General features: G+C 71.3%; 24 protein-coding genes. 17 read left to right on the plus strand and 7 right to left on the minus strand.

Annotated elements, in window-relative coordinates; all coding sequences use genetic code 11:
• Positions 1–11 precede the first annotated feature (11 nt).
• Positions 12–1,472: an alpha/beta hydrolase gene (locus AB0C33_RS42465; RefSeq protein ID WP_358298768.1), complete on the minus strand. Its 1,461-nt coding sequence runs from the start codon at positions 1,470–1,472 to the stop codon at positions 12–14.
• Between the two features lie 92 nt (positions 1,473–1,564).
• Positions 1,565–1,777: a DUF2530 domain-containing protein gene (locus tag AB0C33_RS42470; RefSeq protein ID WP_358298770.1), complete on the minus strand. Its 213-nt coding sequence runs from the start codon at positions 1,775–1,777 to the stop codon at positions 1,565–1,567.
• A gap of 154 nt (positions 1,778–1,931) precedes the next feature.
• On the opposite strand from AB0C33_RS42470, the gene AB0C33_RS42475 reads away from it, so the two are divergent.
• The 4 genes from AB0C33_RS42475 to thpR all read left to right on the plus strand — a co-directional run bounded on the left by AB0C33_RS42475 (position 1,932) and on the right by thpR (position 5,730).
• The gene (locus AB0C33_RS42475; protein ID WP_358298772.1) at positions 1,932–3,305 is read left to right on the plus strand and encodes an NCS2 family permease; all 1,374 of its coding nucleotides are present in this window, start codon (positions 1,932–1,934) and stop codon (positions 3,303–3,305) included.
• A 125-nt stretch (positions 3,306–3,430) separates the two neighbouring features.
• A complete protein-coding gene (locus AB0C33_RS42480) occupies positions 3,431–3,877 on the plus strand; it encodes a MarR family transcriptional regulator (RefSeq protein WP_357696577.1) in 447 nt (148 codons plus the stop codon).
• 56 nt (positions 3,878–3,933) lie between these two features.
• The gene (locus tag AB0C33_RS42485) at positions 3,934–5,142 is read left to right on the plus strand and encodes an MFS transporter (RefSeq protein ID WP_358298774.1); all 1,209 of its coding nucleotides are present in this window, start codon (positions 3,934–3,936) and stop codon (positions 5,140–5,142) included.
• A gap of 30 nt (positions 5,143–5,172) precedes the next feature.
• Complete coding sequence (gene thpR, locus AB0C33_RS42490) at positions 5,173–5,730, plus strand: RNA 2',3'-cyclic phosphodiesterase (RefSeq protein ID WP_358298776.1); 558 nt, start codon at positions 5,173–5,175, stop codon at positions 5,728–5,730.
• 148 nt (positions 5,731–5,878) lie between these two features.
• Here the strand turns inward: thpR and AB0C33_RS42495 are convergent, their stop codons facing one another.
• Positions 5,879–6,847, minus strand: a complete 969-nt coding sequence (locus AB0C33_RS42495) for an aldo/keto reductase (RefSeq protein WP_358298778.1) — start codon at positions 6,845–6,847, stop codon at positions 5,879–5,881.
• Positions 6,848–6,917: 70 nt separating this feature from the next.
• On the opposite strand from AB0C33_RS42495, the gene AB0C33_RS42500 reads away from it, so the two are divergent.
• Both AB0C33_RS42500 and AB0C33_RS42505 read left to right on the plus strand, forming a co-directional pair.
• On the plus strand, positions 6,918–8,189 hold the full coding sequence (locus AB0C33_RS42500) for an MATE family efflux transporter (protein WP_358298780.1): 1,272 nt from the start codon (positions 6,918–6,920) through the stop codon (positions 8,187–8,189).
• A gap of 35 nt (positions 8,190–8,224) precedes the next feature.
• Complete coding sequence (locus AB0C33_RS42505; protein WP_358298782.1) at positions 8,225–9,223, plus strand: hypothetical protein; 999 nt, start codon at positions 8,225–8,227, stop codon at positions 9,221–9,223.
• Positions 9,224–9,227: 4 nt separating this feature from the next.
• Here AB0C33_RS42505 and AB0C33_RS42510 read toward each other — a convergent pair whose 3' ends face one another.
• Complete coding sequence (locus AB0C33_RS42510) at positions 9,228–9,599, minus strand: hypothetical protein (RefSeq protein WP_358298784.1); 372 nt, start codon at positions 9,597–9,599, stop codon at positions 9,228–9,230.
• A gap of 73 nt (positions 9,600–9,672) precedes the next feature.
• On the opposite strand from AB0C33_RS42510, the gene lhgO reads away from it, so the two are divergent.
• From lhgO to AB0C33_RS42540, 6 genes are all read left to right on the plus strand, one after another.
• Positions 9,673–10,863 carry an L-2-hydroxyglutarate oxidase gene (gene lhgO, locus AB0C33_RS42515; RefSeq protein WP_358298786.1) on the plus strand — a complete coding sequence of 397 codons (1,191 nt, stop codon included), beginning with the start codon at positions 9,673–9,675 and terminating at the stop codon, positions 10,861–10,863.
• 17 nt (positions 10,864–10,880) lie between these two features.
• A complete protein-coding gene (locus AB0C33_RS42520; protein WP_352361663.1) occupies positions 10,881–11,573 on the plus strand; it encodes a response regulator transcription factor in 693 nt (230 codons plus the stop codon).
• On the plus strand, positions 11,573–12,985 hold the full coding sequence (locus AB0C33_RS42525) for a HAMP domain-containing sensor histidine kinase (RefSeq protein ID WP_358298788.1): 1,413 nt from the start codon (positions 11,573–11,575) through the stop codon (positions 12,983–12,985). Before AB0C33_RS42520 ends, AB0C33_RS42525 begins: the two co-directional genes overlap by 1 nt.
• 83 nt (positions 12,986–13,068) lie before the next feature.
• Positions 13,069–13,728 (plus strand): response regulator transcription factor, encoded by a 660-nt coding sequence (locus tag AB0C33_RS42530; RefSeq protein WP_352361783.1) that lies wholly within the window; start codon positions 13,069–13,071, stop codon positions 13,726–13,728.
• Between the two features lie 109 nt (positions 13,729–13,837).
• Entirely contained in the window at positions 13,838–15,640 is a 1,803-nt protein-coding gene (locus AB0C33_RS42535; protein ID WP_358298790.1) for an ABC transporter, read from the plus strand.
• Positions 15,637–17,244, plus strand: coding sequence for a YfjP family GTPase (locus AB0C33_RS42540; protein WP_358298792.1), 1,608 nt, complete (start codon positions 15,637–15,639; stop codon positions 17,242–17,244). The genes AB0C33_RS42535 and AB0C33_RS42540 overlap by 4 nt, the downstream gene beginning before the upstream one ends.
• A 35-nt stretch (positions 17,245–17,279) precedes the next feature.
• Here the strand turns inward: AB0C33_RS42540 and AB0C33_RS42545 are convergent, their stop codons facing one another.
• Genes AB0C33_RS42545 through tdh form a run of 3 tightly spaced genes read right to left on the minus strand, consistent with a single transcriptional unit; the run spans position 17,280 to position 20,396 of the window.
• Positions 17,280–18,182, minus strand: coding sequence for a LysR family transcriptional regulator (locus AB0C33_RS42545; protein WP_358298794.1), 903 nt, complete (start codon positions 18,180–18,182; stop codon positions 17,280–17,282).
• A 13-nt stretch (positions 18,183–18,195) separates the two neighbouring features.
• Positions 18,196–19,368: a glycine C-acetyltransferase gene (locus AB0C33_RS42550; RefSeq protein WP_358298796.1), complete on the minus strand. Its 1,173-nt coding sequence runs from the start codon at positions 19,366–19,368 to the stop codon at positions 18,196–18,198.
• Complete coding sequence (gene tdh, locus AB0C33_RS42555; RefSeq protein ID WP_358298798.1) at positions 19,368–20,396, minus strand: L-threonine 3-dehydrogenase; 1,029 nt, start codon at positions 20,394–20,396, stop codon at positions 19,368–19,370. The genes AB0C33_RS42550 and tdh overlap by 1 nt, the downstream gene beginning before the upstream one ends.
• A 170-nt stretch (positions 20,397–20,566) precedes the next feature.
• Between tdh and AB0C33_RS42560 the strand changes: the two genes are divergently transcribed.
• The 5 genes from AB0C33_RS42560 (at position 20,567) to AB0C33_RS42580 (ending at position 26,478) form a co-directional block, all read left to right on the plus strand.
• Complete coding sequence (locus AB0C33_RS42560) at positions 20,567–21,700, plus strand: ROK family protein (protein ID WP_358298800.1); 1,134 nt, start codon at positions 20,567–20,569, stop codon at positions 21,698–21,700.
• Positions 21,701–21,853: 153 nt separating this feature from the next.
• Positions 21,854–22,765 (plus strand): ABC transporter permease subunit, encoded by a 912-nt coding sequence (locus AB0C33_RS42565; protein WP_357976243.1) that lies wholly within the window; start codon positions 21,854–21,856, stop codon positions 22,763–22,765.
• Between the two features lie 11 nt (positions 22,766–22,776).
• Positions 22,777–23,643, plus strand: coding sequence for a carbohydrate ABC transporter permease (locus tag AB0C33_RS42570; RefSeq protein WP_352325035.1), 867 nt, complete (start codon positions 22,777–22,779; stop codon positions 23,641–23,643).
• Between the two features lie 16 nt (positions 23,644–23,659).
• The gene (locus AB0C33_RS42575) at positions 23,660–25,282 is read left to right on the plus strand and encodes a hypothetical protein (RefSeq protein WP_358298802.1); all 1,623 of its coding nucleotides are present in this window, start codon (positions 23,660–23,662) and stop codon (positions 25,280–25,282) included.
• 26 nt (positions 25,283–25,308) lie between these two features.
• Positions 25,309–26,478, plus strand: a complete 1,170-nt coding sequence (locus AB0C33_RS42580; RefSeq protein ID WP_358298804.1) for a Gfo/Idh/MocA family oxidoreductase — start codon at positions 25,309–25,311, stop codon at positions 26,476–26,478.
• Positions 26,479–26,523: the final 45 nt, after the last annotated feature.

Below are 26,523 nucleotides of genomic sequence, written 5' to 3' on the forward strand. Positions count from 1 at the left end.
CCCGTCTCCGGTCAGGCCGCACAGGTGGTGCCGGCCGCCGGCACCTTTCCGTTCAGCAGGTACGCGTCCACCGTGCGCGTCACGCACCCGTCGCCGCTCAGGTAGGCGCCGTGGCCCTCGCCCTCGTACGTCATGAGCACGCCGGTCTTGAGCTTGGCGTTGAGCGCGGTGGCCCATTCGTACGGCGTGGCCGGGTCGCCCTTGCCGCCGATGACCACGATGGGCGCCGAGCCGGTGGCGTCGATGCGCTTGGCCGCGTCGTCGCCGGGGGTGGGCCAGTGGCCGCAGGCGGTGGCGGTGCCGTCCGCCGACAGGATGGGGAAGATCTTCTTGATCTTGTCGTCCACCCGGGCCATGTCGGCGGCGGTCGGGCGTTCGGTGGTGTCGGCGCAGGTGATGGCCTGCAGGCTGGTCATCATGGTGGAGTAGGTGCCGTCGGGCCGCCGTCCGGTGTAGGCGTCGGCCAGGGCGAGCAGGGTGGCGCCGTCGCCCTTGATCCCGGCCGCGGCGGCCTGCTCCAGCACCGGCCAGGCGGACTTGGCGTACAGCGGGGTGATCACGGCGAGCTGGGCCAGGCCGTAGGTGAGCTGCCGGTCGCCGACCTTGAGCGGCTTGCTCCTGAGCCCGTCGAGCAGCTTCTCCACGGAGCTCTTCACGGCCGCCGGGTCCTGGCCGAGGTCGCAGGTCTGGGCCACGCAGTCCTTGGCGAACGCCTCGAAGGCGTGGGCGAAGCCGGTGGCCTGGGTGACGGCGCGCTGCTCGAAGGTGACCGTGGGGTCGAAGGCGCCGTCGAGGACGAAACGGCCGACGTTCGCGGGGAAGCGGGTGGCGTAGACGGCGCCGAGGTGGGTGCCGTAGGAGAAGCCGAAGTAGTTGAGCCGCCGGTCGCCGAGCGCGGCCCTGATGCGGTCGAGGTCCTGGGCGGCGTTCACGGTGCCCACGTGGGGCAGGATCTTGCCCGAGTCCTTCTCGCAGGCGGCGGCGAACTTCTTCGACATGGCCTCGCCGTCGGCCCCCGCGGGCGCGGCGAGGAGGGCGTCGAGCTCGCCGCCGCACCTGACGCCCGCGCTGCGGTCGACGCCGCGGGGGTCGAAGCTGACGAGGTCGTAGCGGGTGCCCAGGCTGCCGAACGCCTTCGCGGCCTGGGCCAGCGTGTCGACGCCCGACCCGCCGGGCCCGCCGAAGTTGAAGACCAGCGAGCCGAGCGGGTCGCCGTCGGCCTTGATCCGGATCAGCGCCAGGTCGATCTTCTGGCCGCCGGGGTCGCCGTAGTCGAGCGGCACCGGTACGGTCCCGCACTGGACGGCCTCGTCCTTGGGCAGCGGCTTGCCGTCGGGCCCGGTCAGCCCGGTGCACGGGCTCCAGGCGACGGTGCCCTTGCCGGGCCCGGCCTGCTTCGCGGGCTCACCTGTGGTGCCGCAACCGGCGAGGACGGCGGCACCCAGCAGGATCGTCAACATCGCCTTCTTCATGCTGACCAGCCTGCCGGGACGGTGTCCGCCCAGGTAGTGGAGGGAGACATGGGTTCCTGATGACTTCGGAGATGTCCGGAAGATGATGAATGTCAACCCCGGCGCGGGCGGCTGACGAACCACATGCCGAAGAGGCCGAAGCCGACCCCGGTGGCGCAGGTCCAGATCCACCACGTGTTCTCTGGGGCCGGGCGGAAGATCAGCAGGACGATCAGGGCGACGGCCCACAGGGCGGTGCCGGCCCCGACGGCGGCGGTGTCGTTGGTCTTGATCGGCTCGGGATCGGGGCGCCACTGCTGCTTCACGTGTCCAGCCTAGCTTCCAATCGGGTCTCGATCCGATTGCGGACACTTTTCCCAGCTCACCACTACTGTCACTCTTCGGCGCGTGAGTGACATACGTAATGCAATAGACCGTTTCTTCGCAATCTCTGAACGAGGCTCGACGGTCTCCCGTGAGGTGCGCGGCGGCCTGGCCACGTTCTTCACGATGGCCTACATCGTGGTGCTGAACCCGATCATCCTCGCCTACGGCAAGGACATCGAGGGCCAGGTCATCGGTGACGGCACGACCCCGCAGGTGCCGCTGGTCGCCGCGGGCACGGCGTTCGTGGCCGGCGTCCTGACGATCATCATGGGCCTGGTCGGCCGGGTGCCGTTCGCGATGGCCGCCGGGCTCGGGCTGAACGCCTTCGTGACCTTCAACATCGCCACGATGATGACCTGGGAGGAGGCCATGGGCCTGGTCTTCCTCGAAGGCGTCATCATCGCGATCCTGGTGCTCACCGGCCTGCGGACGGCGGTGTTCCGCGCCATCCCGGCCCAGCTCAAGACCGCCATCAGCGTCGGCATCGGCCTGTTCATCGCGCTGATCGGCTTCGTGGACGCCGGTTTCGTGCGCAAGGCCGCGGGCACGCCGCTGGAACTGGGCATCGGCGGCCAGCTCACCTCCTGGCCGGTGCTCGTGTTCATCGTGGGCCTGCTGGCCACGGCCGCCATGGTGGCGCGGAAGGTCAAGGGCGCGATCCTGATCGGCATCGTCGGCTCGACCGTGCTGGCGATCGTCGTCCAGACGCTGACCAAGCTGGACCGGGCCACGCCGGAGGCCCCCGGCGGCTGGCAGCTCAACGTCCCCGCCCTGCCCTCGGCCGACAAGATCTTCGGTTTCCACAACCCGCTGACGCTGTTCACGGAGTTCGACCCGATCGGCGCCTTCAGCCGGATCTCCGTGCTGCTGGCCGTGCTGTTCGTGTTCACCCTGCTCATCACCGACTTCTTCGACACGATGGGCACGATCGTCGGCGTCGGCCGCCAGGCGGGCCTGGTCCAGGCCGACGGCACGCTGCCGCGGACCAGGGAGATCCTGCTCGTCGACTCGATCGCCGCGGCGGCGGGCGGCGCCGGCTCGGTCTCGTCGAACACCACCTACATCGAGTCGGCCGCCGGCGTCGGGGAGGGCGCGCGGACCGGTCTGGCCAGCGTGGTCACCGGTGCGCTGTTCCTGATCGCCATCTTCTTCGCGCCGCTGGTCGCCGTCGTGCCCTACGAGGCCGCCACGCCCGCGCTGGTCGTCGTCGGCTTCCTCATGATGACCGCCATCCGCGACATCGACTGGGACGACTACGAGATCGCCATCCCGGCCTTCCTCACCATCGTCGTCATGCCGTTCACCTACTCCATCTCGAACGGCATCGGCGCCGGCTTCATCAGCTACGTGCTGGTCAAGGTCGTGCGGGGCAAGGCGCGCGAGGTCCACCCGCTCATGTGGGGCGTCACCGCGCTGTTCGTCCTGTACTTTGCGATCGGCCCGATCCGGGCCGCGATCGGTCTCTGACCTCGACGTCCAGGAGCCGCCCCGCGCATGTGGGGCGGCTTCGGGGTATCAAGGAGTGAGACGAACCTGACCTAGGGAAATATCTTGCCTTCGCATATAGTTAGCAAAGGTAATGAGACGTGCTAATGAACAACCAGCCCAAGATGGACCTGCGCAGCGACGCGGGCCTGGCCTCAGCCCTGCGCGTGTCGATGGCAAGGCTGACCAGGCGACTCCGGCGTCAGGCGGCGGCGCACTCGCTGACGCCCACCCAGTTCGCGACGCTCGCCGCCGTGGAACGGCATTCCGGGATAACCCCCGGCGAATTGGCCGAGCTAGAGAAGGTGCAACCGCCCTCGATGACGCGCGTGATCGCCGCGCTAGAGGAACGCGGCCTGGTCGCACGCACCCCGCACCCGACCGACCGGCGTCAGGTGACCGTGACCGTGACCGAGGCCGCCCAGACGTTGCTGAAGGAGGAACGCCGCCGCAAGGAGGCGTGGCTGACACAGCGGCTGAAGGAGCTCTCGCCGGAGGAGCGGTCGATCCTGCGGCAGGCGGCGCCGATCCTGGAGAAGCTCAGCAAGATATAGAGCCTGAGCAACCCAAGACCGGGATGTTCCGGTCGCTCAAGGTTCGCAACTATCGCATGTTCGCGGCAGGTGGCGCCGTCTCCAACGTCGGCACCTGGCTGCAGCGCACCGCCCAGGACTGGCTGGTGCTCGACCTGACCAAGGGCCCGCACGGCGCGGGCGGCAGCGCGGCGGCCCTCGGCCTGGCGACCGCCCTGCAGTTCCTGCCGATGTTGTTGTTCGGGCTCTTCGGCGGCGTGCTCGCCGACCGGTACCCCAAGCGGCCCATCCTCATCGCCGCCCAGTCGATGATGGCGGTGCTCGCGCTCACCATCGGCGTGCTGACCATGACCGGCGCCGCGCAGGTGTGGCACGTGTTCGTGATGGCGTTCCTGCTCGGCCTGATCTCCTGCGTGGAGGTGCCGACCAGGCAGGCGTTCGTGGTCGAGATGGTCGGACGGCGGGACCTGCCCAACGCCATCGCCCTGAACAGCTCCATCTTCAACCTCGCCCGCGTGGTGGGTCCCGCGCTGGCCGGCATCCTGATCTCCGTGCTGGGCGGCACCGGACCGATCTTCCTGATCAACGCGCTCACCTTCGGCGCGGTGATCTCCAGCCTGGTCTTCATGCGGAAGTCCGAGCTCAACCTGTCCGAGCCGGTGCCCAGGGCCAAGGGCCAGCTCAGGGAGGGCCTGCGGTACGTGCTGCGGCGCGAGGAGCTCCTCATGCCGATCCTGCTGATCGCCTTCGTGTCGATGTTCTCGCAGTCGTTCTCGATGTCGATCGCGCTGATGGCCCGCGAGGTGTTCGGCGCCGGGGCGTCGTCGTTCGGGCTGGCCTCCAGCATGTTCGCGGTGGGCGCGCTGGGCGGCGCGCTGCTGGCGGCGCGGCGGGCCAGACTCTCGCGCAAGGTGCTCTTCTCCGGGGCGATCGGGTTCGGGCTGTTCCAGGTGCTGACCGGGCTGGCCCCCTTCTACCCGGTCTATCTGCTGCTACTCGTCCCGACCGGCATCGCGTTGATCACCATCAACACGGCCGCGAACGCCAGCGTGCAGATCGCCACGTCCCCCGAGATGCGGGGCCGGGTCATGGGCATCTACATGCTGGTCTTCACCGGGGGAGCGCCCATCGGGGCGCCGCTGATCGGGTGGCTGTCGGAAGTGGGCGGGCCGCGTACGGGCGTGCTGCTGTCGGGCGTGCTCGTCCTGGTGGGCACCGGGCTCGCGGTGATGGTGACCAAGCTGATCGGCAACCGGATGGCCAGGCCGGCGCTGGCGATGGCGTGATCCGTCCCCGTCCGGGGACAATCGCATGACATGAGGCTCTTCGCGGCCGTGGTCCCGCCTGAGGAGGCGCTCGACGAGGTCGAGCGGGCCGTGGCGCCGTACGTCGGGCAGGTGCCGGGGCTGCGCTGGGCCGGCCGCCCCACCTGGCACGTCACGCTGGCCTTCTACGGCGAGGTGCCCGAACGGGCGCTGCCCGACCTCCAGGTGCGCCTGGAGCGGGCCGCCCACCGGCACACGGTGCTCCACGTGGCCCTCGCCGGGGCCGGGGCGTTCTCCTCGGCGCGGCGGGCCAGGGTGCTCTGGGCCGGGGTCGCGGGCGACCCCATGACCCGGCTGGCCGACTCGGCCCGCGCGGCCGGCCGCCGCGCGGGGGCCGTGCAGACCGACGAGAAACGGTTCCACGCCCACCTCACCCTGGCCAGGGCCCGGACGGACGTCGACCTCAGAGAGCTGGTGGAGTCGCTGGCCGGGTTCGCCGGGTCGCCGTGGCGGGCCGAGCGGCTGCACCTGTTCCGCAGCCACACCGGGCCTCAGGTGAGGTACGAGTCACTCGGCGATTGGGCGCTCGCACCGGTGAAGCAGGGCTAGGCTCCAGGGCGTGGACCGTCCTCGCCCCTGGCTGCTGCCCCTCGTGCTCGGCCTGCTGTTCCTGATCGTCCTTCTCGGCGCCCTGCTGACCTGAGCCGCCCCGAGCGGCCGGGCCCGCTGGTGGTGCCGGGCCCGGCCGGTCACGCCGTCACCAGGCGTAGTCCTCCGGGGCGGTGCGGTGGCCGGGGAAGATCTCGTCGAGGCGGGCCAGGGTGGCCTCGTCCAGCTCGATCTCCAGCGTGCGCATGCTGCCTTCGAGCTGCTCCAGCGTGCGCGGGCCGATGATCGGGGCGCTCACCGCGCGCTGCCGCAGCAGCCAGGCCAGCGCCACGTACGCCGGGTCCTCGCCCAGCTCGTCGCAGAGCTTCTCGTACGCCTCGATCTTGTCCCGGTGCTTGTCCAGCTCCCGCACCATGGTGTCGGAGGCGGACCGGCCCTTGTCGATCTTGCGCAGGACGCCGCCGAGCAGGCCGCCGGCCAGCGGGCTCCACGGGATCACGCCGATGCCGTAGTCCTCGCAGGCGGGCAGCACCTCCAGCTCCACCGCCCGGGTGAGCAGGTTGTAGTGGCTCTGCTCGCTGGTCAGCCCGAACGTGCCGCGCCGCGCCGCCGTCTCCTGGGCCTTGGCGATGTGCCAGCCCGCGAAGTTGGACGAGCCCACGTAGATGACCTTGCCCTGCTGCCGCAGGACCTCCATGGCCTCCCAGAACTCCTCGAACGGCGTGTTCCGGTCGACGTGGTGGGCCTGGTAGATGTCGATGTAGTCGGTCTGCATGCGCTTCAGCGAGGCGTCGCAGGCCCGGCGGATGTTCAGCGCCGACAGGCGGCGCTCGTTGGGCCAGTCGCCCATGTCGCCGTAGAGCTTGGTCGCGATGACCGTGCGCTCGCGCCGGCCGCCGCCCTGGGCGAACCAGCGGCCCAGGATGTTCTCCGTGATGCCCTCGCCCTTCTTCCAGCCGTAGACGTTCGCGGTGTCGAAGAAGTTGATGCCCAGGTCGTGGGCCTTGTCCATGATCGCGAAGGAGTCTTCCTCCGAGGTCAGCGGGCCGAAGTTCATCGTGCCGAGGCAGAGCGGGCTCACCTGGAGGCCGCTGCGTCCGAGGTTGACATAGTCCATGGGGTCCACACTAAATACCTGGAGTGCGCTCCAGGCCATAGGCTGAGTTCATGATCTGCGCGGGGTCATCGTGATCGTCCTGCTTCGCGCCGCGCTGCCGGTCTTCCTGGCGATGGTCACCGGCATGGTGGGCACGCTGGTGGTCACGTCCGTGCTCGGCAACCACGAGACGGTCGCGCTGGCCGCCTTCGCGGTGATGACCGCGGTGCTCACCCCCGCCACCGCCGCCGTGCAGGGCGCGCTGCGGGGGCTCGGGCCGTTCGTGGCGCCGTACCGGGACGATCCAGGCGCGGCGGTCCCTGTCGTGCGGGACGCGCGCTGGCTGAGCCTGGTCACGGGCACGCTGGGGGCGCTCGCCGTGATCTGCGTGCCCGCGCTCGCGCGGGTGAGCGGGGTGCCCGGCGACGTGGTCGGCGAGCTGGGCCTGCTGCCCTGGTTCCTGGCCGCCTACCTGCTGGTCTTCGCCACGACCGGCGGCGCGAGCACGATCCTGGTGGCCCTCGGGCGCAGCCGCGACGTGTTGTGGCCCAGCCTCACCTTCGGCCTGCTGCTGAGCGGGCTGACCGCGGTGCTGGCGCCGCGGCTCGGCCTCGACGGCGTGGGCGTGGCCTGGGTGGTCGCCGGCGTGGTGGCCGCGGTCGTGGCGAGCCGCTTGCTGCGCCGGGCGCTCGGGCGGCCGATCGGTCAGGGGCGGCCCAGGGTGGCCGAGATCGTCCGGCTGGCCAGGGTCAGCGTGCCGCTGGCGGCGACCGTGCTGATCAAGTTCGGGGTGCTCGGCGTGGTCACGTTCGCCGCGGGCGCGACCGGCGCCCGCGACACCGCGGCGCACGCGGTGCTGACCACGCTCACCGGCCTCATCATGCTGGTCTCGCTGTCCGTCGCGCAGGCGTCGGTGCCCGAGGTGGCCCGCGCCGGCGACCCGGCCGGGGCGCGGCGGGCCAACCGCGCCGCCGCGCTGCTCGCCGTCGCCGGGACGCTGGCCGCGGCCCTGGTGCTGCTGCTGCTCGGCGAGCGGGTGCTCGGGCTGTTCACCGGCGACGCCGCCGTCCGCGAGCGGGCCCTCGCGCTGCTGCCGCTGATGCTGGCGTCGTCGCTGGCCGACGCCGCGCAGGCGGTGCAGGGCATGGGGCTGACCGCGCTCAAGAGGTCCGGCGCGAGCCTGGCCTACTTCGTCCTCGGCTACGGCGTGCTCCTGGCGGTCGCCGTGCCGGTGGCGCGGACGTGGGGCATCACCGGGCTCTGGGTGGCCATGGCGGCGGCCAACGGCCTGCTCCTGGTGCTCCAGGGAGCCGGGTTCCGCCGTCACAGCGCCCGCGTGGGCACGGCCGAGGCAGTGGCCTGAGCGTCCCGGGCGCAGCCGTGGGGCATGATGGCGAGGTGGGGGATGTCGTGTTCCGGGTCCTGGCCGCCGTGGCGGCGACGTTCGCACTGTCGGCGGCTCCGGCGTGGGCCGACGACGACGGGCCGGAGAAGCTGTTCACGTTCAAGGATCGGAACATCACCGAGTCGAGCGGCCTGGCCGTGTCGCCCACGCACGAGAACGTCTTCTACACCCACAACGACAGCTCCGCCGCCCCCGTGTTCTACGCGGTCGGCGCCGACGGGCGGACGAAGGCCACCTTCCACCTGCGTGGCGCCGAGGCCAGGGACTGGGAGGCCATGGCCGCGACCAGGGACCCGGACACCGGGCAGGGCACGCTCTGGTTCGCCGACATCGGCGACAACCTCGACGGCGCCTGGCCCGACGTGTCGATCTACAAGGTCGCCGAGCCGCGCACGCTCCGGGACGCCACGCTGCCGGCCACCCGCTACCGCTTCCGCTACGCCGGCGGCGGCCGCAACGCCGAGGGCATCATGATCAACCCGCGCACCGGCCGCCTGTACGTCGTGTCCAAGGAGTTCTCCGGGTCCGTCTACGCCGCGCCGAAGAAGCTCCGCACCGACAAGGTCAACATCCTGCGCCGGGTCGCCGCGGCCCCGATCATGGCCACGGACGCCGCCTACGCCCCCGACGGCTCCTCCTACGTCATCCGCACGTACTTCTCGGCCACCCTCTACCGTCCGTCGGGGGAGACCCTGGCCAGGGTGCCCATGCCGGAGCTGCGGCAGGCCGAGTCGATCGCCTACACCGCCGACGGCAAGGCCCTGCTGGTCGGCTCGGAGGGCCCGAACAGCCCGGTCTACCGGGTGCCGCTGCCCGAGCGCGCCCAGGCCACGCGCACCCCCACGCCGAAGCCCGTCGCCGCCCAGGAGAGCGCGCGGCCGTCCGACACCGGCGAGCCGAGCGGTCTGACCGCCAAAGACGTGCTGATCTGGCTGGCCGCGGCCGCGGGCGCGACCGGGGTGATCACCTTCATCGCGCGCCGCACCCGGTGAGCCGTCAGGGGTGACGCATGGTCGCGGTGAACATGTCGCCGCGCAGCGCGCGCTCGACCACCTCGATCGAGCGTGACAGGCGCACCAGCCGCGGCCCCTCCTCGCGGTAGGTGTCGAGCACGGCCTCGATGGCGTGCGGCGGCAGGTGGCCCTTGAGATCGACGGCCGCGCCGCGATAGCCCGCGCGGGCGGCCTCGACCGCCGACCGCACGTGATGCCTGGCCATGCTGGCCAGGGCCACCGGGTGCCGCCTCAGCACTTCGTAGGCCCGGTAGTCGGGTGGCACCGCGTCGAGCAGCCAGGCCACCGCCGAGGTCTCCCAGTCGGGGACGCTGGGCGGGCGGACCTCGGCGGGCCACTCTGGCGGGACGTACATGAAGGCCATCGTACTCATGTTCGATTCGCCCAGGTATGGCGGCAGGGCGGCCTTTACCAGGAAAATCAGGTGTGTGACGGAAAAGATCGGTGTCGTCGGCGCCGGGATCGTCGGACTGGCCGTGGCGCGCGAGCTGGCCGCCGCCCGCGGCGCCGAGGTGACCGTGCTGGACAAGGAGCCGCGCGTCGGCGCCCACCAGACCGGGCACAACAGCGGCGTCGTGCACGCCGGGATCTACTACCCGCCGGGGTCGCTCAAGGCCAGGCTGTGCCGGGAGGGCGTGGCGCTGCTCAAGGCGTACTGCGCCGAGCACGAGCTGCCCTACCGGGAGGTCGGCAAGCTGGTCGTGGCGAGCACGCGGGCCGAGCGCGGGCCGCTGCGCGCGCTGGCCGAGCGGGCGCGGGCCAACGGCGTGCCGGGCGTCGCCGAGCTGGACGGCCTCGGCCTGCGCGAGATCGAGCCGCACGCGGTCGGCGTCGCCGCGATCCACTCGCCGCACACCGCCATCGCCGACTTCCCCGCCGTCGCCCGCGCGCTCGCCCTCGACGTGGCCAGGGCGGGCGGCTCGGTCCGCCTGTCGCACCCCGTACGGGCGATCCGCGAGACGTCGAGGGGCGTCGAGGTGCTGGCCGGGGGGCGGCGGTTCACCTTCGACCGGCTGGTGGTCTGCGGCGGCCTCGGCACGGACGCGGTCGCCAGGATGGCAGGGGCGGCGGGGGACGTGCGGATCGTGCCGTTCCGGGGCGAGTACTACGCGCTGGCCGGGGCGGCCAGGGAGCTGGTGCGCGGGCTGATCTACCCGGTGCCCGACCCGCGGTACCCGTTCCTGGGCGTGCATCTGACCAGGCACATCGACGACGAGGTCCTGGTGGGGCCGAACGCGGTGCTGGCCCTGGCCTACGAAGGCTACCGATGGCGAGATGTACGAAATTTCGGTCAAATTGTGCGTTGGCCGGGGACGCTTCGCATGGCTCGCACCCACTGGCGTACCGGGATCAAGGAGGTCTACGGCTCGCTGGTCAAAAGCGCGTTCGTCCGGGCCGCCCGGCGGTACGTGCCCGAGCTCACCGCCGCCGACCTCGTCAGGACCGGCGGCGGCGTACGCGCCCAGGCCGTCGCCAGGGACGGCCGGCTGGTGGACGACTTCGTGGTCGACGTCCACGGGAGCGTGGTGCTGGTCCGCAACGCGCCCTCGCCCGCGGCGACGTCAAGTCTGGCAATTGCCCGGCATATTGCCGGAATTGTTCCAGCACTCTCCCGATGAGGGCATCCTTGGAGGTGATGGAATCACGCCTGCTGATCGTCGAGGACGACCCCAACATCCTCGAACTCCTCGCCGCGAGCCTGAGGTTCGCGGGCTTCGACGTGACCACGGCCAAGAGCGGCCTCGACGCCGTCAACGCCGTGCAACGGCACCGGCCCGACCTCGTCGTGCTCGACGTCATGCTGCCCGACCTGGACGGGTTCGAGATCGTCCGCCGGATGCGGAGCGGCGGGCTGCACACGCCCGTGGTGTTCCTGACCGCCCGCGACGAGACCGAGGACAAGATCCGCGGGCTCACGATCGGCGGCGACGACTACGTCACCAAGCCGTTCAGCCTGGAGGAGGTCGTGGCCAGGATCCACGCGGTGCTCCGGCGCACGAGCGGGGACGCGCAGGCCGCGCCGCCCAGGCTGACCTTCGCCGACATCGAGCTGGACGAGGAGAGCCACGAGGTCTGGCGCGGCGGCAACGCCGTCTCGCTCTCGCCGACCGAGTTCAAGCTGCTGCGCTACTTCATGACCAACGCCGGGCGCGTGCTGTCCAAGCCGCAGATCCTCGACCACGTCTGGGACTACGACTTCAGGGGCGAGGTGGGCATCGTGGAGTCGTACGTGTCCGTCCTGCGCCGGAAGATCGACAACCGTAGCCCCCGGCTCATCCACACCCTGCGGGGCGTCGGATACGTGCTGCGCCTGCCGCCGAGCCCCTGATGAGAGCCCTGCCGCTGAGGGTCAAGCTGATCGCGGCGATGCTGGCCCTGCTGGGCTGCGGCATGACCTTCGTCGGCCTGGTCAGCGTCTCGGTCCTGCACGGTTACCTCATGGACCGGGTGGACAGCCAGCTCAACCTGCTCAGCGTGCGCATGCACAAGAAGGTCGTCAGCGACTGGCGGCGGGACAGGGAGACCCCCGACCGCCCGATCCTCATCGAGTCCGACGCGATCGCGCTGGTCAAGGAGCCGGGTGAGGCGTTCGTCCCGATGCTGCGCGACCGCGACGTGGACGCCAAGCCCAAGCCCGTCCTGCGCGAGTCGCCCGGCGTGGACGCCTACACCGCGCCCGCCGCCGGCGGCGACGGCGAGTGGCGGGTGCTCCAGAGCGAGATCCAGCGGCGCACGCTGGTCGTCGCGGTGGACCTGGAGGAGGTGGACGCCATCACCCGGCGGCTCGTGCTGATCGAGCTGCTCGGCGGTGGCGGCATCCTGCTCATCCTGGCGGTCGCGGGCGTCACGATCGTGCGCCGCAGCATGCGCCCGCTCGGCCAGATCGAGCGCACGGCCGAGGCCATCGCGGGCGGCGAGCTCGGCCGCCGGGTGCCGGACGCCGACCCCCGCACCGAGGTGGGCCGCCTGGCCAGGTCGCTCAACGGCATGCTGGCGCAGATCGAGACCGCCTTCGCCGCGCGCTCGGCGTCGGAGGCGGCGGCCCGCCGCTCCGAGGACCGCATGCGCCAGTTCGTCGGCGACGCCTCCCACGAGCTGCGCACCCCGCTCACCTCCATCCGCGGCTTCGCCGAGTACGCCCGCCAGAACCCCGGCGCCGACCCCGCCGAGCTGATGCAGCGCGTGGAGAAGGCCGCCGGGCGCATGAGCCTGCTGGTGGACGACCTGCTGCTGCTGGCCAGGGTGGACCAGCAGCGCCCGCTCCAGATGCGCCCGGTGGACATGCTGGCCCTGGTCGCCGACGCCGTGCACGACGCCAGGATCCTCGCCCCCGACCGGACGGTGAAGCTGGACGTGGTCGGCGGCGCGGCGCTCATCGTCTCCGGCGACGAGGTGCGCCTGCGGCAGGTCATCAGCAACCTCATGACCAACGCCATCGTGCACACCGAGCCAGGCACGCCCATCGTCGTCCGGGCCGGGGCGACCGACGACACCGTCTTCACCGAGGTCGCCGACAGCGGCCCCGGCCTGCCGCCCGAGCAGGTCGAGCGGGTCTTCGAACGTTTCTACCGCGCCGACTCCGCGCGCAGCCGCCGCCGTTCCTCCGAGGACCGCGGCAGCGGGCTCGGCCTGGCCATCGTGCAGGCGCTCGTCCAGGCCCACGGCGGGACCGTGACGCTGACCAGCTCGCCCGAGGAGGGCTCCACCTTCCGGGTCGAACTCCCACTCGCCTTGGAGTGAGCCTTCAGCTATCCCTCAGGTGCCTGGGTCACCCTGGAATCGTGACGAAACCCGAGCTCCGCGAGGCCCGCGAGGCGTTGATCATGGTGGTGGACGACGAGCCCAGCATCAGGGACCTGCTCTCCGCCAGCCTGCGCTTCTCCGGATTCGAGGTGCTGACCGCCGCCGACGGGCAGGAGGCCGTCGAGGTCGCCGAACGCGCCGCGCCCGACCTGGTGGTGCTCGACGTCATGCTGCCCGACCTGGACGGGTTCGAGGTGGCCAGGCGGATCGACGCGCCCGTGCTGTTCCTCACCGCCCGGGACGCCACCGAGGACAAGATCGCCGGTCTCCGGGTCGGCGACGACTACGTCACCAAGCCGTTCAGCCTGGAGGAGGTGCAGGCCAGGATCCGGGCGGTGCTGCGCCGTACCAGGACGGAGGGGGCGCCGGCCAGCCGGCTGAAGGTGGCCGACCTGGAGCTGGACGAGGACGCCCGCGAGGTCTGGCGGGCCGGCCGCCAGGTGCGGCTGTCCCCGACGGAGTTCAAGCTGCTGCACTACTTCATGGTCAACGCCGGCCGCGTGTTGTCGAAGGCGCAGATCCTCGACCACGTGTGGAACTACGACTTCGGCGGCGACGCCGGCGTCGTCGAGTCGTACGTCTCCTACCTGCGGCGCAAGGTGGACGACGTCGAGCCCCGTCTAATCCACACGCTGCGCAGCGTCGGGTACGTGCTCAGGGAGCCGCCGCCCGCCGGTTGATCCCCGCCGCGCGGCCCCGGCCGGTGGACCGTCCCGAGCGCTCACCGTAGCGTGGACCTGCGGGCGCGAGGTGTCGAGCGGCGTACCGCGGGAAGCGGGGTTGGCACCTATGGATCTGCTGGGGGCGTTGGAGTCGTTGCGCCGCCCGCTCGACCGCGAGCTGTTCCCGCTGGCGATCGGCGAGGCCGCGGCGGACCGGCGTGCCCTGCGCGAGCTGGCCGGGCAGCTCGACGACTACCTGCTGCCGCGGCTGCGGGCGATCGACGCGCCGCTGCTCGCCGTCGTCGGCGGGTCCACCGGGGCGGGCAAATCCACGCTGGTCAACTCGCTGGTGGGGGCCGACGTGGCCGAGCCCGGCGTGCTGCGGCCCACCACGCTGGTGCCCACGCTCGTCGTCAACCCGGCCGACCGCGACTGGTTCACGGGCCAGAACGTGCTGCCCGGCCTGTCCCGCGCCACCGGCGAGTCCGGTGGCGGCGGCGCGGGCGCGCTGCGCGTGGTCGCCTCCGACGCATTGGGCGCCGGGCTGGCGCTGCTCGACGCCCCCGACATCGACTCCGTGGTCACCTCCAACCGGGAGCTGGCCGCACAGCTCCTCGCCGCCGCCGACCTGTGGCTGTTCGTCACCACCGCCGCCCGGTACGCCGACGAGGTGCCCTGGAGCTTCCTGCGCTCGGCCCGCGAACGCAGCACGGCCCTGGCCGTCGTCCTCGACCGGATCGCGCCCGAGGCCGTCGAGCCCGTCTCGCGCGACCTCGACCGGCTCCTGGTGGAGAACGGCCTGCCGGGCACCCGGCTGTTCACCGTGCCCGAGGCCGCGCTGCCCGACGAGAAGGCGCGGCTGCCGGAGGAGTCGGTGCGGCCCATCGTCTCCTGGCTCACGGGGCTGGCCGCCGACGCCGCCGAGCGGTCCCGGGTCGTCCGCCAGACGTTGTCGGGGGCCCTGGACAGCCTGGACACCCGCGTCCCCGCGCTGGCCACGGCCGTCGAACGCCAGCAGGCCGCCTTCGACGGGCTGCGGACGATCGTGACCGCCGCGTACGCGGGCGGCATGGCCGACTTCGACGAGGGCATGCGCGACGGTTCCCTGCTGCGCGGCGAGGTGCTGGCCCGCTGGCAGGACTTCATCGGCACCGGCGACCTCATGCGTTCCTTGGAGAGCCGGGTGGGGTGGCTGCGTGACCGGATCGTCGGCTTCTTCACCGGCCGCGCCCCCGCCGTCGAGCTCAAGGACGCCCTGGAGAGCGGCGTCGAATCGCTGATCAGGGGCGCGGCCGACGGCGCCGCCGAACGCGCGCTCGAAGGGTGGTCGGCCGCGCCGGGCGGCGGCGGGCTGCTCGACCGGCTCGGCGCCATGGAGGCCGCGCGGCTCGGCCGGGCCTCTCCCGACCTGGCCGGACGGGCCGAGGCGGCGGTGCGCGGCTGGCAGGAGTTCGTCCTCGACCTCGTACGCGAGGAGGGGGCGGAGAAACGCACCACCGCCCGGCTGGCCTCGTTCGGGGTCAACGGGGCGGGGCTGCTGCTCATGCTGGCCGTGTTCGCCTCGACCGGTGGGCTCACCGGGATCGAGGTCGGCATCGCGGGCGGCACGAGCGTGTTGTCGCAGAAGCTGCTGGAGGCCGTCTTCGGCGACCAGGCCGTGCGCTCGCTGACCACGCGGGCCCGCGAGGACCTGCGCGAACGGGTGCGGGTGCTGCTGGCGGAGGAGGCCGCCCGCTTCACCGACCGGCTGGAGACCGTCGAACCGCCCAGGGGCACGGCCGACGCCCTGCGCGCGGCGGCCCGCGCCGTCCGCGACCACCGCGCCGAACTCCCCACCGCCTCCGCGCCGACGGCGGAACTCCCCGTTCCCCCGGCTCCCCCCGCTCCCACAGCCGAGTTGCCCGCTCGCGACCGCCCGGAGGGGCCGTGAAGCTGCTGCGCCGCAAGGAGGGGCCCTCGCTCGACTCCCGGCTGGCCGCCCTGCTGGAGGCCGCCGAGCTGGCCGAAGGACGCCTTCCCGAGCAGGACGTGTCCGCCGCGCGGTCCGTCGCCGAACGGGCCGGCGCCCGCCGCAGCCTCTCCGTCGACCACACCGTGGCCGCGCTCGCCGGCGCGACCGGCAGCGGCAAGTCCTCGCTCTACAACGCCCTGGCCGGCGAGGACCTGGCCGCCGTGGGCGTCACCAGGCCGACGACGTCCACCGCCCAGGCCGCCCTGTGGGACGGCGAGGGAGCCGGCCCGCTGCTGGACTGGCTGGACGTCCCGCGCCGCCACTCCGCCGCCGAGGCGCCCGGGATGTCGGGTCTCGTCCTCCTCGACCTTCCCGACCACGACTCCATCCGGCTCTCCCACCGCCTTGAGGTGGACCGCCTGGTGGCGCTGGTGGACCTGCTCGTCTGGGTCGTGGACCCGCAGAAGTACGCCGACGCCGCGCTGCACGAACGCTACCTGCGCCCGCTGGCCGGGCACCGCGACGTGATGCTGGTGGTGCTCAACCAGGTGGACCGCCTGCCTCCACAGGCTGTGGACCGCTGCGTGGCCGACCTGCGCCGCCTCCTGGAGGAGGACGGGCTGGCGGGCGTGCCGGTGCTGCCGGTCTCCGCCAGGACCGGGACGGGCCTGCCGGAGCTGCGCTCGGTGCTCGCCGACCGGGTCGCCGAGCGCGCGTCGTGGGCCGCCCGCCTGGCCGCCGACGTCACCGCCGCCGCCGGTCACCTGGCCGCGGACGGCGCCCGGCCGGACCCCGGCGACCGGCGGGCGGCCGGGCTGGACCGGCGGCTCACGGGCGCGCTCTCCCAGGCCGCCGGGGTGCCGCTGGTCCTGGAGGCCGTGGCCAAGGGGCACCGGCACCGGGCCGTGGTCGCCACCGGCTGGCCGGTCACCCGCTGGTTGCGCAGGTTCCGTCCCGACCCGTTGCGCAGGCTCAGGATCGGGGTGGGGAAACCGGGCAAGGAGATCGTGGGGCGTACGTCGGTGCCGGCGGCGTCGGCCGTACAGCGGGCGCAGGTCGAGACGGCGATCAGGGACGTCGGCGAGGCGGCCGCCGCGGACCTGCCCGGCCCGTGGGCGGCGGCGGTGCGGCAGGCCGCGCGCTCGCGCTCCCCGGAGCTGGCCGACGCGGTGGACCGGGCCGTGGGCCGCACCACCGCGGGCACGACCCGCAGGCCGCGGTGGTGGCGGATGGTGAACGTGCTGCAGTGGCTGGTCTTCGCCGTCATGGTGGCGGGCGCGTTGTGGCTGGGCGTGCTGTTCGGGATGGACTACCTGCGCCTGCCGCAGCCGCCGCTCCCGACCGTGGGCGCGGTGCCGTGGCCGACCGTGCTGCTGGCGGGCGGCGCGCTGGCCGGGGTGGTGATCGCCTTGTCGTCCAGGCTGGCCGCGTGGGCGGGCGGGCGGCGCCGGGCCAGACGTACGGCCCGCGCCCTGCGCGCCGCCATCGGCGAGGTCGCCGGGAACTACGTGCTGGACCCCGTGACGGCCGAGCTCGACCGCTACGCCCGCTTCACCGAGGCCGTCACCACAGCCCGCTCCTGACCGCCGCCGCCCGCCGTCGGGCGCGGCAGGGGCGGTCAGTCGGAGGTGAGGGAGGCGGCGACCGTGCGCAACGTCGACAACAGCGGCCGGAGCAGGGGGTGGGCGTCGGCCCCGCGGCGGATCGCGGCGAAGACGCGGCGGTCGGGCCCCGGCGTCTGGCGCACCACCACCCCGGACAGCGCCATGTCCCGCAGCGCGAGGCGCGGCACGAGCGCCACCCCCGCGCCCGCCCCCACCAGCGCCACCACGGCCCGGAAGTCGTCGGAGCAGTGGACGACGTTGGGCGTGAACCCCACCTGCTGGCACGCGAACGTGATGACGTCGTGCACGGGATTGCCCGGATAGGGGCCGATCCAGGTGTCGGCGGCGAGCGACACCAGCGTGGCCGCCCCCGCATCCGGATGCCCCTCGGGCAGGACCAGGTCGAACGGCTCGGCGTACAGGGGGATGCGCGACAGCCGGCGGTCGGCGGCGTCGGGGCCGCCCCGGTACTCGACCGTCACCGCCAGGTCGGCCCCGCCGTCGAGCAGCATGGCCAGGCTGTGGTCGCCCTCGGCGTCGAGCACCCGGACCTGCAGGCCGGGCGCGGTGGCGCGCAGGGCGGCGATGGCGGGGGAGAGCACGGCGCTGATGGCGGTGGCGAAGCAGGCCACGGCCACCTCGCCGGCCTCGCCGGTGGTGTACGCGGCCACCTCGGCCTCGGCGCGTTCGAGCTGGGCCAGGACCTCGTTGGCGTGCCCCAGCATGATCTTGCCCACGGCGGTGAGGTGCACGCCCCGGCCGTCACGCGTGAACAGCCGGTGGCCCACCTCGTGCTCCAACGCCACGAGCTGCTGGGAGACCGCCGACGGGGTCAGGTGGAGCGCCGCCGCGGCGGCGGTGACCGTGCCGTGGTCGGCCACCGCCCGCAGTGTGCGCAGCCGCCGCGTGTCAATCACGCAGCGAGGATACTCAACCCTGGCGTGCTTGGACGAAAGCCGCCACGGCCCGGTCGACGTCCTCGGCGGAGTGGGCGGCCGAGAGCTGCACCCGGATCCTGGCCTGGCCGTGCGGCACGACCGGATAGGAGAAGCCGATCACGTAGACGCCCAGGTCGAGGAGGCGTTCGGCCATGGCCCCCGCCTCGGCGGCGTCGCCGATCATCACGGGCACGATCGGGTGCTCGCCGGGCAGGATGTCGAACCCGGCCTTGGTCATCTCGCTGCGGAAGCGCGCGGTGTTCGAACGCAGCCGCTCGCGCGCCTCGCCGGAGGTCTCCAGCAGGTCGAGGATGCGCAGCGAGGCCGAGGCGATGACCGGGGCCAGGGAGTTGGAGAACAGGTACGGCCGCGACCGCTGGCGCAGCAGCTCGCAGACCTCCCTGCGGGCCGAGACGTAGCCGCCGCTGGCCCCGCCGAGCGCCTTGCCGAGGGTGCCGGTGATGATGTCGACCCGGTCGGTGACGCCGTGCAGCTCGGGCGTGCCGCGGCCGGTGGGGCCGACGAAGCCGACGGCGTGGGAGTCGTCCACCATGACCATGGCGTCGTAGCGGTCGGCCAGGTCGCAGATCTCGCGCAGCGGGGCGAGGTAGCCGTCCATGGAGAAGACGCCGTCGGTGACGATCAGCCGCCGCCGGGCGTCGGACGCCTCCTTGAGCCTGGCCTCCAGCTCGGCCATGTCGCGGTTGGCGTAGCGGAAGCGCTGGGCCTTGGACAGGCGGATGCCGTCGATGATGCTGGCGTGGTTGAGGGCGTCGGAGATGACCGCGTCCTGGGCGTCGAGCAGGGTCTCGAACACGCCGCCGTTGGCGTCGAAGCACGAGCTGTAGAGGACGGTGTCCTCCATGCCCAGGAAGTCCGACAGGCGGGATTCGAGCTCCTTGTGCACCTCCTGGGTGCCGCAGATGAACCGTACGGAGGCCATGCCGAAGCCCCAGCGGTCGAGCGCCTGCTTGGCCGCCTCGACCACCTCGGGATGGTCGGCCAGGCCCAGGTAGTTGTTGGCGCAGAAGTTCAGCACCTCGCGCCCGGCCACGCCGACCTGGGAGCTCTGCGGGGTGGTGATCACCCGCTCGGGCTTGAGCAGCCCGGCCTCGGTGATCTCGTCGAGCGTCGCACGCAGCTGCTCGCGCACGTTCGTGAACATCAAGCGCTCCAATCGAGGATGACCTTGCCCGTACGGCCGCTCGCGGCCGTGTCGAAGGCGGCGTCGAAGTCGTGGTACGGGAACCGATCGGTGATCACGGGGGAGAGGTCGAGACCCTTTTCCAGCAGGACTGACATGTTGTACCAGGTCTCGTACATCTCCCGGCCGTAAATGCCCTTGATGGTGAGCATCGAGGTCACCACGGTGGCCCAGTCGACGGCGAACTCCTCGGCGGGAAGACCGAGCATCGCGATCTTCCCTCCGTGCGTCATGTTCGCGATCATGTCACGCATGGCCCCAGGGTTACCGGACATCTCAAGCCCGACGTCGAAGCCCTCCCGCAGGTGGAGCTGGCGCATGCCTTCGTCGATCGTCGCCCTGGAGACGTTGAGCGCGAGCGTGACGCCGAGCTTGCCGGCCAGGTCGAGGCGCTCGTCGCTGACGTCGGTGATCATCACGTTGCGCGCGCCGACGTGCGCGGCGACGGCCGCCGCCATCAGCCCGATCGGGCCGGCGCCGGTGATCAGCACGTCCTCGCCGACCAGGGGGAAGGACAGCGCGGTGTGCACGGCGTTGCCGAACGGGTCGAAGATGGCCGCCACGTCGGGATGAACGGGAACCCGGTGCACCCACACGTTCGAGGCGGGCAGCGTGACGAACTCGGCGAACGCGCCGTCCCTGTTGACGCCGAGGCCGACCGTGTTGCGGCACAGGTGACGGCGTCCGGCCATGCAGTTGCGGCACTTGCCGCAGACGATGTGGCCCTCGCCGCTCACCAGGTCGCCGACGGCGATGTCCTCCACGCCGGGCGCGACCTCGACCACGTGGCCGGAGAACTCGTGCCCGACGACGAGCGGGAGCTTCAGCGTGTGCCGCGCCCAGTCGTCATATTTGCGGATGTGCAGGTCGGTGCCACAGATGCCGGTACGCAACACCCGGATCTTCACCTCGCCCGGCCCGACCTCGGGCTCCGGCACGTCCACCAGCCAAAGGCCGGGCTCGGCCTTCTGCTTGACCAGCGCTTTCATCGCTTCACTTCCCCCTGTTCCGAACCTAACGCACTGTGCCCGCTCCCCTCGGAACATGTCCATCGAGGGATTCTTAAGTGCCCCCACAGCTCAGCTTCACGCGGCAGCGGGACCAGGCACAATTACGAAATAAGCTTGAAGATGACCCGCCCGGCGACTCGGAGGTATCGGTGCGACAGCAGAGCGGCGACGCCTCGCTTCTGCGCAAGCTCAACTCGGCGGCCATCCTGCGCGTGCTGCGCGAGGCCGACGTGGCCACGCTGTCGGAGCTGGCCAGGTCCGCCCGGGTGTCCAGGCCGACGGCCGAGGTCATCGTCGACGACCTGGTCGCCGAGGGCTGGGCGGAGGAGTGCGAGGAGGAGGCCGGCGACCGCCAGCGGGGACGTCCGGCCAAACGCTTCCGGTTCCGCGCCTCCGCGGGGCACGTGCTGGGCGTCGGCATCGGCGGTTCCAGCCTGCGCGCCATGCTGGCCGACCTGAACGGCACGATCGCCGTCACCCGCCGCGCGCCCAACCACCGCGACATGCCCGCCGCCGAGCGGCTCGACCAGATCGTCGGGCTGGCCACGGAGACCGCCGCCCAGGCCGGGCTGGCGCTGGCGGACGTCACCGTCGTCGGCGTGGGCACCACCGGCACGGTCGACGGCTCCGGGCGCGTCGTCAAGAGCATCGCCCTGTCCGACTGGACCGGCCTCGACCTGCAGGGCGAGCTGTCGGCCCGGATCCCCGCGCCGGTGCTGGTCGAGAACGACATGCGCCTGGCCGTCCTGGCCGAGCACTGGCGGGGCGCCGCGCAGGGCCGCGACGACGTCGTCTACCTGTTCACCGGCGACCGCATCGGCATGGGGCTGCTCATCGGCGGGCGGCCGTACCGGGGGGCGCACGCGGCGGGCGGCGAGATCGGGGCCCAGCCGAACGACAACTGGACCGCCTTCCGGTACGTCCTCGACTACGCGATGGCCGTCGAGCCGGGCGAGCTGCGCTCCAGCCGGCAGTGCGCCGAGTTCGCGATCGCCCGGGCCCGCGCCGGCGACGAGCGGGCGGGCCAGGCGGTCAGGGAGTTCGCGCGCGGCCTGGCCGCCGGGCTCGTCACGGTGGTCAACCCGCTCGACCCGGACATGGTCGTCATCGGCGGCAGCCTCTCCTCGGCCGGAGACCTGCTGGTCGAGCCGGTTCGCGAGCTGTTCGAGGAGTACTGCCTCTACCCGCCGGAGGTGGTGGCGTCGGGGCTGGGCAGCGAGTGCATCACGCTGGGCGCCGTCCGGTTTGCCCTCGATCAGGCAGATCGCCTGCTCTTTACGTAGCCAACTTGGCTAATTAGATAACCGTTCTGTCACAGGCATGTCGCCGTGTGACATCGATCCAGCAAGCATGCTCAGATCTGATCGCTTTAACCTAGTTATTTGCATAAATCGGTACTAGCCTCCAGCCATCCCGACCCGACTGGAGGTGAGCGTGTGGCCGCTGTCACCCTGCTTGAGCGGCTGAAGCGCGACTGGACGCTGCTGGCCCTGTGCCTGCCCGGCGTCCTGTACTTCGTGGCCTTCTTCTACGTGCCGCTGCTCGGCAACGTCATCGCCTTCAAGGACTACGCGCCGTTCCTCGGCATCGCGGGCAGCCCCTGGGTGGGCCTGGACAACTTCGTGATGCTGCTGGAGGAGCCGGAGTTCTGGAGCGCGGTCGGCAACACCCTGCAGATCACGGCGCTCCAGCTCGTCCTGTACTTCCCGGCCCCGATCGCGCTCGCGCTCCTGCTGAACTCCCTGATCGGCCACCGCGTCAAGCGGTTCATCCAGACCGTCGTCTACCTGCCGCACTTCCTGTCGTGGGTGGTCGTGGTGGCGATGTTCCAGCAGGTCATCGGCGGCGCCGGCACGGTCAGCTCGTTCCTGAACTCGCACGGCATCACCATCGGCAACCTGATGTCGAACGCGGACACGTTCAAGCTGCTCGTGACGGCCCAGGTCATCTGGAAGGACTGCGGCTGGGGCACGATCATCTTCCTGGCCGCGATCACCGCGATCGACATGAGCCAGTACGAGGCCGCCGCCATCGACGGCGCCGACTGGAAGCGCCGCCTGTGGCACGTCACGCTGCCCGGCATCCGCTCGGTCATCCTCATGATGCTCATCCTGCGCCTGGGCGACATCCTGTCCGTCGGCTTCGAGCAGATGGTCCTGCAACGGGAGGCCGTGGGCGCCGGAGCGGCCGAGGTCATCGACACCTACGTCTACTACCACGGCATCCGTGACGGCGACTGGGGCATGAGCACCGCCGCCGGCCTCATGAAGGGCCTCATCGGCGCGGCGCTCATCTACGCGGCCAACAAGCTCGCGCACCGCTTCGGAGAGCAGGGGATCTATCGATGAGGCCGCCGTGGATGGAACGCCCGACCATCGCCGGGCGCACGCTCAAGTTCGTCGTGCTGACCGCGATCACCGTGGCCGTGCTGTACCCGTTCGGGCTGGCCGTCGGCACGAGCCTGATGGGCCGCGCCGAGAGCATCGCCAACGGCGGCAGCTACGTGCTCTGGCCCTCGCACCCGACCTTCGAGGCGTACTCGCTGATCCTGTCCGGCGGCGCGGTCACCCGGTCGGTGCTGATCAGCATCGGCATCACGCTCACCGGCACCGCGCTCAGCCTGATCTGCACGGTCTTCCTCGGCTACGCGCTGTCGCGGCGCGGCATGCTCGGCGGCAAGCCGATCCTGCTCATGGTGCTGGCCACGTTCCTGTTCACGCCGGGCATGATCCCGAGCTACCTCATGGTCAAGGAACTCGGCATGATCGACACCTACCAGTCGCTCATCGTGCCGGTGCTGGTCAACGCGTTCAACGTGGTCGTGGTCAGGTCGTTCTTCCAGAACCTGCCCGAGGAGCTGTTCGAGGCGGCCCGCATGGACGGGTGCGGCGAGTTCCGGATGATGTGGCGGATCGCGATCCCGCTGTCCAAGGCGGTGATCGCCGTCGTCGGCCTGTTCTACGCGGTCTCGTACTGGAACACGTTCTTCACCGCGATCCTCTACATCAACGACCAGACCAAGCATCCCATCCAGGTCGTGCTGCGGCAGTTCATCTTCCGCGGCACCTCGGCCACGGGCTCGGACGTCGCGATCGTGCGTGACCTGCCCGCCTCGTCGGTGCAGATGGCGGTGCTCATCATCGCGCTCGTGCCGATCCTGCTCGCCTACCCCTTCCTCCAGAAGTACTTCACCAAGGGCGTCCTCACCGGCGCCATCAAGGGCTGAGAACCCGGGAGCAACCATGTCATCCATCATGTCCCGTCGTGGATTCCTCGGACTCGCGCTCGCCGGCGCCACGGTCGCCGGGCTCGCGGCCTGCGGCGGCGAGAGCGGCCCCGCAGGCGTGAAGAAGGGCGGCGCGGATCTGTCCAAGAAGCTGACGCTGCCGACGTACACCGCCGCCAAGATCCCCACGCCCGACCTGCCGATCGACGCCGGCCAGGACCCCGCGTACCTGAAGTACCCGAGCGAGCTGGTCAAGTCGGTCGCCACCGCCCCGGGCGACGGCCAGAAGATCACCTCGCTCACCCAGACGTGGGACGTCGCGCCGCCCGCCCCCGGCCAGAACACCTACCTGCAGGAGCTGAGCAAGGCCCTGGGCTCCGAGTGGAGCATGAACATCGTCGTGGGCGACGGCTACCCCGACAAGTTCAACGCCATCATCGCCAGCGACGACCTGCCCGACCTGGTCTGGTTCCCGCCGAACCAGGGCCTGCAGCGGGTGCCCGAGCTGCTGGCGGCCAAGTTCCACGACCTGACGTCGTACCTGAGCGGCGACGCGATCAAGAAGTACCCGAACCTGGCCAACCTGGGCGACGTGACCTGGAAGTCCGCGGTCACCGACGGGAAGCTGTACGGCGTGGCGGTCGCCTACAGCCGCTTCGGCCAGGTGTTCCTGGTCAACCAGGACTACTGGCAGCCGGTCGGCGGCACCGAGTTCACCGGCGCCGACGACTTCCTGGCCAAGGCCAAGCAACTGCTCGACGTGAAGAAGAACAAGTACCCGCTCGAACCGAGCTACTACAACCACGTGCACATGTTCAGCCACTGGTACGGCGCTCCCAACACCTGGAAGCTGACCGGCGGCAAGCTGATCCACCAGTTCGAGACGCCCGAGTACCAGGCGGCGCTGGAGCTGGCGGTCAAGTGCTTCAAGGCCAACCTGTTCTGGCCCGACCCCGCCCTGCCCACCATCAAGGACAAGGTCGCCAACGGCCAGATAGGCGCGTACGTCGAGTCGTTCCCCGGCTTCCTCAACGACGCCAAGACCCAGAAGTACAACCTGGGCGCGATCGTGCCGTTCGCGGCGACGCCGTCGTCCAAGCCGGTCTACAACGCCGGGCTCGGCTCGGTGGGCTTCACCTCGATCAGCAAGAAGGTGGACGCCAAGCGCATCGAGACCCTGCTCGGCGTGCTCAACTACCTGGCCGCCCCGTTCGGCACGGAGGAGTACGAGCGCGTCAACTTCGGCGTCGAGGGCACCCACTTCACCAAGAAGGACGGCGACCTCGCCTTCACCGACAAGGGCAAGGCCGAGGTGCCCACCACGCAGCAGCCGCTCTCGTTCGTGATCGGGTCGCCGTCCGCGCTGTTCCTGCCCGGCCAGCCCGAGCGCACCAAGCTCATCCACGACTTCGAGACCAAGATCGCTCCTATGCTTCAGGAGCGCGTCACCACCGGCCACTTCTCCGACACCTACACCCAGAAGAACGGCGAGCTGAGCACCATGGGCAAGGACATGGTCGACGACATCGTCACCGGGCGTAAGTCGATGTCGGACTGGCCGGCCTTCGTCAAGAAGTGGCTGGGCAGGGGCGGCGAGGCGATGCGGGCCGAGTACGAGGCCTCCATCGCCAAGGGCTGATCGTTCTACCGTTTGAAAGGACACTTGTGGAAGACCTGCGCATCGGAGTCATCGGGCTCGGTCTGCGGACGAGTCTCGCCCTGGCCGCCCACCGGCCGGGCAAGGGCTCGGTCGTGGCGGCGCTGTGCGACTCCGACCCGGCAGTGCTCAAGAAGCAGTCGGAGCGGTTCGAGGCGGAGTTCCTGACCGGGGAGTACCGCGAGCTGCTCGACCGGCCGGATCTCGACGCGATCGTCGTCAACACCCCCGACGACACGCACGAGCGCATCGCCATCGACGCCCTCCAGGCCGGCAAGGCCGTCTACCTGGAGAAGCCGATGGCCATCACCGTCGAGGGCTGCGACAACATCCTGCGGGCCGCCCGCGAGACGGGCAGCCGCCTGTACGTGGGGCACAACATGCGCCACATGGGCGTGGTGCGCCTGATGCGGGACATCATCCGCAAGGGTGTGATCGGTGAGCCCAAGACCGTGTGGGTACGCCACTTCGTGTCCTACGGCGGCGACTACTACTTCAAGGACTGGCACGCCGACCGCACCCGCACCACGGGCCTGCTGCTGCAGAAGGCGGCGCACGACCTCGACGTGATCCACTGGCTGGCCGGCGGCTACACCACCCGCGTGAACGCCCTCGGCGACCTGATGGTCTACGGCGACCTGCCGCGCCGCGAGCCGGGGACGCCCCGGCCGGAGGGCTGGCTGCGGGAGTTCGAGTGGCCGCCCACGCAGCGGCGCGACCTGCACCACGTGATCGACGTCGAGGACGTGTCGGTCATGAACATGCGCCTGGACAACGGCGTCATCGCCGCCTACCAGCAGTGCCACTTCAGCCCCGACTACGTGCGCAACTACACGGTCATCGGGACCGAGGGCCGGCTGGAGAACTTCGGCGACGGCCCGGGGGACACGGTCAAGGTGTGGAACACCGGCCCCACCTCCTACCGGGACGACTGCGACATCGCCTACCGGGTGCCGGCCGCGCAGGGCTCGCACGGCGGGGCCGACCCGCAGATCATGGCCGAGTTCTGCCGGTTCGTCACGGAGGGCGGGGCGACCGACACCTCACCCGTGGCGGCCAGGATGAGCGTCGCCGCCGGGTACATGGCCACGATGTCGCTGCGCGACGGCGGCATGCCGTACGACGTGCCGCCGCTGGACCAGGAGCTGGCCGCGTACTTCGACAACGGCCAGCGCTGAGCGCCGCCGGGGCCGGGCGGGGGAACCCGCGCGGCCCCGGCGGAC

It is taken from the genome of Nonomuraea sp. NPDC048881 (assembly GCF_040649795.1).
In the GTDB taxonomy this organism is placed as follows: Bacteria; Actinomycetota; Actinomycetes; order Streptosporangiales; family Streptosporangiaceae; genus Nonomuraea.

Coding starts and splice junctions, on each gene's coding strand:
- AB0C33_RS42575 (WP_358298802.1), top strand. CDS start 23,660: ATGTCATCCATCATGTCCCGTCGTGGATTCCTCGGACTCGCGCTCGCC.
- tdh (WP_358298798.1), bottom strand. CDS start 20,396: ATGAAAGCGCTGGTCAAGCAGAAGGCCGAGCCCGGCCTTTGGCTGGTG.
- AB0C33_RS42495 (WP_358298778.1), bottom strand. CDS start 6,847: ATGGACTATGTCAACCTCGGACGCAGCGGCCTCCAGGTGAGCCCGCTC.
- AB0C33_RS42570 (WP_352325035.1), top strand. CDS start 22,777: ATGGAACGCCCGACCATCGCCGGGCGCACGCTCAAGTTCGTCGTGCTG.
- AB0C33_RS42535 (WP_358298790.1), top strand. CDS start 13,838: ATGGATCTGCTGGGGGCGTTGGAGTCGTTGCGCCGCCCGCTCGACCGC.
- AB0C33_RS42520 (WP_352361663.1), top strand. CDS start 10,881: ATGGAATCACGCCTGCTGATCGTCGAGGACGACCCCAACATCCTCGAA.
- AB0C33_RS42480 (WP_357696577.1), top strand. CDS start 3,431: ATGAACAACCAGCCCAAGATGGACCTGCGCAGCGACGCGGGCCTGGCC.
- AB0C33_RS42465 (WP_358298768.1), bottom strand. CDS start 1,472: ATGAAGAAGGCGATGTTGACGATCCTGCTGGGTGCCGCCGTCCTCGCC.
- AB0C33_RS42550 (WP_358298796.1), bottom strand. CDS start 19,368: ATGTTCACGAACGTGCGCGAGCAGCTGCGTGCGACGCTCGACGAGATC.
- AB0C33_RS42485 (WP_358298774.1), top strand. CDS start 3,934: ATGTTCGCGGCAGGTGGCGCCGTCTCCAACGTCGGCACCTGGCTGCAG.
- AB0C33_RS42530 (WP_352361783.1), top strand. CDS start 13,069: ATGGTGGTGGACGACGAGCCCAGCATCAGGGACCTGCTCTCCGCCAGC.
- AB0C33_RS42510 (WP_358298784.1), bottom strand. CDS start 9,599: ATGTACGTCCCGCCAGAGTGGCCCGCCGAGGTCCGCCCGCCCAGCGTC.
- AB0C33_RS42525 (WP_358298788.1), top strand. CDS start 11,573: ATGAGAGCCCTGCCGCTGAGGGTCAAGCTGATCGCGGCGATGCTGGCC.
- thpR (WP_358298776.1), top strand. CDS start 5,173: ATGAGGCTCTTCGCGGCCGTGGTCCCGCCTGAGGAGGCGCTCGACGAG.